The 8696-nt window shown below is 69.9% G+C and carries 7 protein-coding genes and 3 pseudogenes; 6 read left to right on the forward strand and 4 right to left on the reverse strand.

Annotation, left to right across the window (positions count from 1 at the left end; all coding sequences use genetic code 11):
- Positions 1-154: 154 nt before the first annotated feature.
- The 3 genes from ABEA26_RS33435 to ABEA26_RS33445 all read right to left on the reverse strand — a co-directional run bounded on the left by ABEA26_RS33435 (position 155) and on the right by ABEA26_RS33445 (position 2510).
- Positions 155-784 carry a TetR/AcrR family transcriptional regulator gene (locus ABEA26_RS33435; protein ID WP_345597470.1) on the reverse strand — a complete coding sequence of 210 codons (630 nt, stop codon included), beginning with the start codon at positions 782-784 and terminating at the stop codon, positions 155-157.
- Positions 785-925: 141 nt separating this feature from the next.
- Complete coding sequence (locus ABEA26_RS33440; protein ID WP_345597472.1) at positions 926-2317, reverse strand: amidase; 1392 nt, start codon at positions 2315-2317, stop codon at positions 926-928.
- Positions 2304-2510, reverse strand: coding sequence for a hypothetical protein (locus ABEA26_RS33445; protein ID WP_345597474.1), 207 nt, complete (start codon positions 2508-2510; stop codon positions 2304-2306). The genes ABEA26_RS33440 and ABEA26_RS33445 overlap by 14 nt, the downstream gene beginning before the upstream one ends.
- 148 nt (positions 2511-2658) lie before the next feature.
- Here ABEA26_RS33445 and ABEA26_RS33450 point away from each other — a divergent pair, with 148 nt between their 5' ends.
- The 4 genes and pseudogenes from ABEA26_RS33450 to ABEA26_RS33465 all read left to right on the forward strand — a co-directional run.
- Complete coding sequence (locus ABEA26_RS33450; RefSeq protein ID WP_345597476.1) at positions 2659-3984, forward strand: MFS transporter; 1326 nt, start codon at positions 2659-2661, stop codon at positions 3982-3984.
- Positions 3985-4052: 68 nt separating this feature from the next.
- On the forward strand, positions 4053-4928 hold the full coding sequence (locus tag ABEA26_RS33455) for an MBL fold metallo-hydrolase (protein WP_345597478.1): 876 nt from the start codon (positions 4053-4055) through the stop codon (positions 4926-4928).
- Positions 4929-4974: 46 nt separating this feature from the next.
- Positions 4975-5196, forward strand: a pseudogene (locus ABEA26_RS33460) (acyl-CoA desaturase); the annotation flags it as partial.
- A 942-nt stretch (positions 5197-6138) separates the two neighbouring features.
- Positions 6139-6537 (forward strand): annotated as a pseudogene (locus ABEA26_RS33465) (alpha/beta fold hydrolase); the annotation flags it as partial.
- Positions 6538-6727: 190 nt separating this feature from the next.
- On the opposite strand, the gene ABEA26_RS33470 reads toward ABEA26_RS33465, so the two are convergent.
- Entirely contained in the window at positions 6728-7315 is a 588-nt protein-coding gene (locus ABEA26_RS33470) for a TetR/AcrR family transcriptional regulator (protein ID WP_345597480.1), read from the reverse strand.
- Positions 7316-7321: 6 nt separating this feature from the next.
- On the opposite strand from ABEA26_RS33470, the gene ABEA26_RS36480 reads away from it, so the two are divergent.
- Both ABEA26_RS36480 and ABEA26_RS33475 read left to right on the forward strand, forming a co-directional pair.
- Complete coding sequence (locus ABEA26_RS36480; protein WP_425587943.1) at positions 7322-7789, forward strand: YbfB/YjiJ family MFS transporter; 468 nt, start codon at positions 7322-7324, stop codon at positions 7787-7789.
- Positions 7790-7835: 46 nt separating this feature from the next.
- Positions 7836-8696, forward strand: a pseudogene (locus ABEA26_RS33475) (hypothetical protein); the annotation flags it as partial.

Raw genomic sequence — 8696 nt, forward strand, 5'->3', positions numbered from 1 at the left:
GTGCGCACGGAGCGTCAAACGGGCGTCAAACGGGCGTCACGCCCAAGGGCCACGTCCTGGTCGGTCATTGCCGGGGGTTTCAGGGCCCCTGCCAGTACAGCCAGCCGCTTGGCCTCCACGGCCCAGTGACCGGACCGCCCGACGAGCGAAGTGGTCAGTTGTCGGGTTTCCTCTCCGAGCGCCAGGGGTCGGCGGCCTGGGTGGGGCGAGCGCCGGCCTCGATCTGCTGGGCGTACACGGCGTTCGTCACGAGCTCGCGCGCGTACGCGGCGTCCAGTCGGCCAGGGCGGAAGAGGATGCGGTACATGATCGGCGCCACGACACGGTCGATCAGCAGTTCCGTCTCGGGCACCGGCTCCCCCCGCTGCGCCGCACGGGCCAACACGGCGTCGATCTGCTCTGCGGCATACGCCGAACACTGACCGGCATTGGTTCCGTCGGGGTCGCCGAGCAGGGCGTCCCGGATGTAGGCGCGCCCGGGCGGCGAGGCCATCTCGTCGAGGAACTGTTCCGCCCACGCGTCGAGATCGGCCCGCAGGCTTCCGAGATCGGCCGGACCCGTTTCCGGGCGCAGTCGTTCGACGGCCACGTCGGACAGGAGTTGCTGCAGGTCGCCCCAGCGACGGTAGATCGTGGAGGGGGTCACGCCCGCCCGAGTGGCCACCATCGGGACCGTGAGCGCGTCGCGGCCCACCTCCCCTACGAGTTCACGTACCGCCGCGTGGACGGACTCCTGTACGCGTGCGCTGCGCCCGCCGGGGCGGGCCATGGGCTTGGGACTCATGCGGTCCACTTTAATGCAATTTTGTTGCTTCTAGGCGGTGGCCGGCGTCGGCGACCCGCGGGGCTGCGCATCCGGGCGCCCGAGCACGGCGGACGCCCCTGCGGCGACGCGACCGCATGCCCGCGGAACGTCCGTCTTCCCTCAGGCAGCGAGGGGAGCAAGCCGCCCCGCGCCGCCCACCGACTCCTCGTAGACCCGGCCCACACGGAGCACCGTCGCGTCGTGGAAGGGGCGCGCCATCAGCTGCATACCGATCGGCAGTCCGGCGCGGTCGTGACCGACCGGCAGGGTGAGGGCCGGGACGCCGGTGATGTTGGCTGGGGCACAGAGGCGGACGTAGCTGTCCGACACGGCCTCGGTCGTGCCGTCGGACCACTCGACGGCTTCCTGCCCCGCCTCGGCGGCGGTCATCGGCACCGTAGGCGCGGCGAGGACGTCGATTCCGTCGAACATGCGAGCCCAGGCGTCTCGCATCATGGTGCGGGCCCGCTGGGCGCGGAGGTAGTCGCCCGCAGAGGTGAGTTCGCCGGCCTCCAGCAGGATGCGAACGTCCGCCGCGTACAGGTCGGGGGCGGCCCTCAGCGACCGCTCGTGGTAGGCGGTGGCCTCGGGAACCATCAGCCCCCACTGAACGGCCTGGATGTAACGCGCCATCGGGATCTCGACGTCGACGAGCTCCGCCCCCAGCTCCGCCAGCCTCTCGATCGCGCCGCGTACGGACTCCTCGACCTCGGGCGTGACCCGGTCGAAGTAGTGGTTCCGCGGTACGCCGACCTTCAGTCCACGCAGGTCGCCTCCCGGGAAGCGGTCCGGCACCGGGCCGGACACGCTCACCGGGTCGCACGGGTCGTGGCCGGCGGTCGCCGACAGCACCAGCGCGACGTCCTGGACGGTGCGGGCGAGAGGGCCCACGTGGTCCAGGGACCAGGACAGCGAGGTCACGCCTGTGCGCGGGACCAGGCCGTAGGTCGGCTTGAGGCCCACCACGCCGTTCAGGGCCGCGGGGACCCGAATGGAACCGCCCGTGTCCGTGCCCATGGCGAACGTCGCCCCGCCGGCGGCGACAGCTACCGCCGAGCCGCCGCTCGACCCGCCCGCGACCCGGCTGTGGTCCCAGGCGTTGTTCGTCTGCGGAGTGGTCAGGCCGTAGGCGAACTCGTGCGTGTGCGTCTTGCCCAGGAGGACGGCCCCGGCGGCGCCGAGCCGTTCGGCCACCCGGCTGTCGCGTTCCGCCACGTGCCCTGCCCGGACGTGCGAGCTCGCCGTGGTGGGCATCCTCTCTGCGTCGATCAGATCCTTGAGCGCCATGGGGATCCCGTGCAGCGGCCCGCGCGGTCCGCTTCCGGAGATCTCCCGTTCGGCGCGGACCGCTGCGGCCAGGGCCGCGTCGGCGGCGACGGTGACGTAGGCGCCCAGCCGTCCTTCGACGGCGGCAATACGGGCGAGCACCGATTCGGTGAGTTCGACGGGGGACAGCTCCCGTGCGCGCACCGCACGGGAGGCTTCGGTCAGCGACAGCTCAAACGGTTGCATCGGGGTTCCCCTCTCCGGCTCGGTAGGAGGACGCGGGAGGCGTCTCGCCGAAATCGAGCTCGCGCAACCTGCTGATCACGGAGTGGATGTGGTTGGCCGTCATGGCCACTGCTTCGTGTCGGCCGTCCCCGAGGGGGAGCCCCGCCCGCAGCGACCCTCGGGCTGCCTCTTGGGGGGTGAGTTCGCTGGTCATGGCTTCCTTCCGGATCTGTATGGCGCGACGGGCCGGGGCTGGTGCAGGACTCCCGACCACCGTAAACGCGAACTGTTTGCTTTAGTCGATCATAGGACCTACGGTGGCTTAAAGCAAACCAATCGCTTTTAACACGGGAAGGACCCTCATGCAGAGCGTCCCCGCGGGCCTCGCGCCTCCCCGCACCTCCCCATCCGGACGCCTGCCGTTCGCATTGCACGCCTCGATCCTGATCGCCCTGCTCGCCGCATCCAGCGCACCGACCCCGCTGTACCCCCACTACCAGGCTCAGTGGCAGCTGTCGTCCCTCGACATCACCGTGGTCTTCAGCGCCTACGCTCTGGCGCTCCTGATCGCACTGCTGACGACCGGAACCCTTTCCGACCATGTCGGACGCCGCCCCGTGCTCCTGGGCGCGCTCACGGTCCAGGTCGCCTCCATGGCACTGTTCGCGACGGCCGACGGCCTGACCACCCTGATCGGCGCCCGCGTGCTGCAGGGCATCGCGACTGGCGCGGCGACCAGCGCAGCAGGTGCGGCTCTCCTCGACCTGGAAAACCCCGCCCGGCCGGGTCGCCCCGCTCTGGCCAACAGCATCGCGCCGGTGACGGGCATGGCGGCCGGCGTCCTGGCAGCCACCCTCATGGTGCGCTTCGCCCCCGTTCCGACGATCACGGTGTACGCGGCCCTGATCGCCGTGTTCGCCGCGCAGGCCATCGCCCTTGTCTCGACGTCCGAGACCGTCCGCCGCCGTCCCGGAGCACTGCGCTCGACACGGCCCCACCTGGCGCTGCCGTCGGCGGCCGCCCACGCTCTCCTGCTCAACGGCGCCGGCGTCGTCGCCGTCTGGGCACTCGGCGGCTTCTACTCGTCCCTGGGACCGGGCTTCACACGGCTCATCTCCCCCGGCGGACCCGAATACGCCGGCGGCATGGTCTTCTTCACGCTGACGGCCGTCGCCGCCCCGACGGTGTACTTCACGCGCAGGATGCGTGCCGACGTCTCCGCTCTCCTCGGGAGCTGCGCGGTGATTCCGGCGGCCGTCCTGACCCTGGGTGCCCTCTGGTTCGCCGGCCCCGTACTTCTCTTCGCCGGGGCGGCGCTGGCCGGGTTCGGCTTCGGAGCCGTCTCCCAGGGCGCGCTGCGCGCGGTCGTCGACTCGGTCCCGGCCCGGGACAGGAGCGGCACGCTCGCCTCCTATTACGTACTCAGCTACCTGGCGATGAGTCTGCCCGCCATCGGCGCCGGCGCCCTCACCGCCGGCTTCGGGCTGCGTGCGGCAGCACTGGCCTGTGCCGGCTGCGTGGCCGTACTGGCGACCGTCGCAGTCGCGACGCTGGCCGCGCCGCTGCGCAGTCGGCGCCGGACACCGTCCCCGGACGCCTGCTCCCGTCCGGCAACGAGCAACTACGCATCCACCTCACCCAACACTCCCACTCCAGACATCTCCGTCCTCGCGACCCGTAACAGGTAAGGAAAGTCGCCGTGTTCACCTCATCGCAAACGACCAGGTCCACTACTCCCCCCGCCTCTTCCTGGACGGTGGGCAACCACACCGTACGACGCATCGACGAAGTGGTCCTGCCCGCCCAGACCGGTCCGTGGCTGCTGCCCGGGGCAACCACCGACCTCGTGAGCCGGACTCCCTGGCTGAGCCCCGAATTCGCCGACGAACAAGGCGTCCTGCGCCTGGCGAGTCACAGCTTCGCCATCGAGGTGGACGGCATGCGGGTGCTGGTGGACACCGGCATCGGAAACGGGAAGCGGCGCGCCAACCCCGCCTGGCACGACCTGAACAGCGACTACGAAGCACGGCTACGGGCGGCGGGCTTCCCGCCGGAGAGCGTTGACGTCGTGGTCCTGACCCACCTCCACGCCGACCACGTGGGGTGGAACACGCGTGCCGAGGGCGACGCCTGGGTGCCCACCTTCCCGAACGCGCGCTATCTCACCTCACGCACCGAGTGGGACTACTGGGCGGGTGTCGACATGGAGGAGGCGCGTCGGCAGATGTTCCGGGACTCGGTCCATCCCGTCCGGGAAGCAGGTCTGTTCGACCTCATCGATGTCGCGGAGGGCACGGACGTCGCGCCGGGCATCCGTCTGCTGCCCACCCCCGGCCACACACCGGGGCAGGTGGCGGTGGAACTGAGCAGCCGTGGCGAGACCGCATTGGTCACCGGCGACAGCATCCACCACCCGGTCCAGATGGCGCATCCAGGGCTCTGCAGCTGTGTGGACATCGCTCCCGAACTCGCGGCCAGGACCCGGAACCAGGTGCTCGGCTCCCTCGCCGGTACGTCAACTCTCCTGCTTGGGAGCCACTTCCCGCCGCCGACCGCCGGACACGTGCTACGCGAGGACGACGGGTACCGGCTGGTCCCGGCTCCCTCAGGGGTCACGCCCATCGGCGGCTGAAGCGGATCGGAACACCCGGGACGTGCCGCGCACCGAGTCGGTCGGCGAGGTGTCCGGACGGATCGCCGGAGCGGGCATCGGAATGGGGTACGGCTGGTGGCAGGACAAGCACACCCGTCACCACGCCGACCCCGACAACGAGGGCCTCGACCCCGGCGTCGCCCCCGACCTGCTGGTCTGGTCCCAGGACCAGGCCCCCGCCGTTGGACTCCCCCGTCTCGTCGGCCGCCGGCAGGCGTTCCTGTTCTTTCCCCTCCTCACGCTGGAGGACGATCAGAGCGTGCGAGCGGCGGTCCCGGCGGGAAACGTCCGGCGGCGGAGGGGACATGACTCCTCGTTCTGAGGGTCCGTTCGAAGACGCCGCGCGACAGACAGAACCGGCCGCCGCCGTCATGGCTGGATACGTGCGCCCACGCCTGCCGACGGCCCTTGGCGTGCTGCACCGGCCTCTGGTGAGTGCGGCGTCGCGGAGGCGGCCGCCCACGTCCGCCGTCGCGGTGGCCCCGGTGCCGCCACCCGTCCCGACGGCCCTGTCGCCTGCCCCGTACCAGGACGTCGGCGCCGGAACCGGGACAGCGGTGCCGGAGGAACCGTTACGGAAGGCGGCGCCACGGTCGCCGTGCCGGGAATCGAGCCGGTGAATGAGGAACGCACCCGCGACTGGTCACCGCCAGGAGCGCGTTCACCGGCACGAGGACGTCCACGGTCCTGACACCCCCTTCGACTGGCCCGCCCGCACAGCGGCGACCGTCCGGCCCGGTGGACGAGCAACCGGAGCCGAGGCTTCGCGTCCGCCTTCGGACTCCCAGGCCGCTTCCACGATCCGGTCGTGAGACATGTCTGGACCATACGCCGACTGGTACGGCGTACATTCGAACCCTTCTGGGTACCATCTCGTTGCTTTCGCCCTGCGTGGTGTCGTCCTCGAAGAGGATGGCGTGGACGCGTCGCAGCACGTCGAGGTGGGCGCGGTTGTGGAACTCGACCAGCGCGTGCACGACGACCGACTCGGCGACCGCCGTTTCCCGATGCGAGGACAACCCGAGGTCGGCCAGGCAGGGGTGGTCCCCTGTGCTGTTGGCGGACCTCGGGCGCGAGCCGCTCCGCCAGCCGCTGCCGCACTTCGTCGGGAGCGTCCTCGTCGAGCGCCGCGAATTCCGCTTCGAGGTCACCGCGAGCTGTTCTTCGAGGGCGGCCGATCGCCGAGCAGGCGGCCGAGCAGTGCGCGGGCAACGACCGCGACGACCGGCTGCGCCACCTCACCACCGCGAACACCGCCCGCGACCTGGACCGGATCCGGGCCGCGCTCGGCGAGGAGAAAACCAGCTACCTGGGCTACTCCTACGGCACGGCACTCGGCGCCGCCTACACCTCGATGTTCCCCGAGCGCACCGACCGGATCGTACTCGACAGCAACATCGGCGACACCCACCTCGACCGAAACGGCCTGCGCCGCCACGCGCTCGGCATGGAACAGACCCTGCCGGACTTCGCACAGTGGGCCGCCCGCCGACACGACAGCTACGGCCTGGGCCGCACACCCCAACAGGTCCGGGCGTCCTACCTCACCATCGCCGGCAGACTCGACAAGGCTCCGGTCGCGGGGATCGCACGTCCGCCGGGCAGCCCTCCGGACGCACCCTTCGCCGATCGGTCCCACTGCCCTCCGGGGCACCATCCTGATCCGGTCACTCACCGGTGCGCAGTGGAGGGCACCAGGCGTAGGAAACCTCTTCCTGGTCCAGCTGTATGACAGGGGCGAAGCGGCTCCTACGCTGGGGCTCGACCCGCGGGACTGGTCAGGATCGCTCCGCAGCGGCGAGGAGAGCCAGGGCGGCCTGGCAAGCCAGCTCACCCGCCCGCGCAGAGCTGTGATGGTCGGCCACGACGGTGGCACCCTCCGCAAGAATGAGCAGTTGCAGCGCGAGGCGGTGCGGATCGTCGGCGCCGGCCCTCTCGGCGATGCCGGTGAGCAGTTCGAGGTAACCCTCGACATGGCGCGCGGCGATGGCGCGGACGGCGTCAGTGCGGTGTTGCGTGGCGGCGTTGATCAACGCACAGCCGCGGAACTCAGGACCGTCGTACCAGCCCTGGAGAGCCCGGAACAGAGCTGTGAGCTGGTCGGCAGGACGGTCTCCGCTCGATGAGACCGTATCCGTCAGCCAGTGGATGACCCGGTCGCTTCGCGTGTCGAGCACGGCGTGCACCAGCCCGTCCTTGGTGCCGAAGTGCCGGTAGAGCGTCTCCTTGGACACGCCAAGACGTGCGCAGAGTTCCGCCACCCCGATGCCGTCCAGCCCCCGCTCGTACAGCACCTGGGTGGCCGCGTGCACGATCGTGGCGCGGGTTCGCTCGGGGTCGATGGTCGAACCTTTGGCAACAGGCATGAGGTGATGGTACCAACCGGTTCGATCGTCGTGCTAGGTTCAGATGGTACCGGTCGGTTCGATCCTGGGAGTGGGTATGGCCACCGCCGTGCGGCTGGCGCTGGGGACCGCGTCAGCGCTGCCCTGCCTCTGCTGTCGTCCTCGGCCATTGCGGTGTTCGCCTCGGCGGCGGCTTACGGCGTGACGTTCACGGCAGTCCCGGCGGCTGTCACCGCCTGCATCCGGACCGTGCTCCAGCCTGTCGACCGGACCGCGACATTGGCAGCGTTCACGACCTTGTTCGCCGCGGGACAGACCGTGGGGCCGTGGCTGGCAGGCGTTCTCGCCGAACACACCACCACCGCCGCGCCACTGGCGTGGACCGCCCTCCTGAGTGCCGGCGCGGCTGTGCTTTCGGCAATCCCGAGCAGGCCGGAACCCCACACCGAGGCACCTTTTGAGACCAACGCCCAGAACATGGGTTCTCGACGATGAACGGCCCAGCGGTTCTCGCAGAACCACCGTGGGAGGAGAAGAGCCTGTGACGACGAATCTTTCGCACTCGCGGCCCCAGTGGCACGAGGGTGAAGAAGCCATGCACCGGCTTCTCAAGGTGCCGTACGGATTCAATCCCACGGCTCCCGGGCTGCCCATGGAGTACGTGCCCTGGATGACGCAGAGCCCTCTCATCGCACTGGGGGCGGTCGACAGGAACGGCCGCATATGGACAACGGTGCTCGGTGGGCAACCAGGTACCACGCTTCCCTTGGCCAGAGGCGTGTTGAAGGTGACTTCGCTGGCTCACGTCGCGCACCAGCCCGGGGGACGAAGTGAGGGCACGCTCGGACATGACCCGGCACTGGAGGCGCTGTTCTCCGACGAGGACGGCCACATGCACCGAGCAAGCAGCGAGGAGCAGGAGAGGGATGAGGAAGGGCGCGATCCCGACGGGATCCTCGTCAGGCACGAGGACGGGGGAAGGCTGGCCGCCGGCCTGGTGATCGACCTGGAAACCAGGACGCGGGTCAAAATCGCCGGGAGAGTGCTCGGCGGAGCGGTTCTGGCCAGGCCGTTGGAGAAGAATACGGTGGCCGGGAGGGCTGGGGGGCCTGCGGAAGTGCAGGTGGCCCTCGCTGTGGACGAGACACTGGGGAACTGCCCGAAGTACCTGAACAGGAAAACCGTCCAGCCTCATGAAGCATCTCCTCACCTGGTCGGCGACCGGCTTCCGCTGCCGCCCGAGGCCGTGCAACTCATCGCCGAGTCCGACCTCTTTTTCATCTCAAGCAGGCACGGCGCTGAGAGCATGGACACCAACAACCGGGGTGGGGCTCCCGGGTTCGTGCGAGTACACACGAACTCCGATGCAGACGGCGTCGCTCTGGTGTATCCCGAGTATTCG

This window comes from Streptomyces marokkonensis, assembly GCF_039539045.1.
Lineage (GTDB): Bacteria > Actinomycetota > Actinomycetes > Streptomycetales > Streptomycetaceae > Streptomyces > Streptomyces marokkonensis.